1 protein-coding gene is annotated in these 243 nt (G+C 32.1%); it reads left to right on the top strand.

Annotated elements, in window-relative coordinates:
• A partial coding sequence (locus AWV70_RS24055; protein WP_160327734.1) for a hypothetical protein occupies nt 1–199 on the top strand: 199 nt, incomplete at its 5' end.
• Nucleotides 200–243: the final 44 nt, after the last annotated feature.

Consider the following 243-nt stretch of genomic DNA (forward strand, 5'->3'; position numbering starts at 1 on the left):
ATCAGATTTATATGATAATGCTGAAAAGATATTCGGTATTACTTTTATGGGGGTTGGTAAAAGTGAGAAGATCTTTTCAGTACAAATGGACACTGGTAATCTAGATAATAAAGAAAAAGCAAAGCGATATTTTGAAAAAGAACTTGCTGATAATGGAATTACTAATTACGAAGTTGAGATTTTAGATATAGTGAAATAAGTCGACTCTCTAACAAATGGTGGATGTTCTTTAATCGGGCGCGA

Origin of the sequence: Sporosarcina koreensis (genome assembly GCF_001531445.1) — a bacterium.
Taxonomy (GTDB): Bacteria; Bacillota; Bacilli; order Bacillales_A; family Planococcaceae; genus Sporosarcina; species Sporosarcina koreensis_C.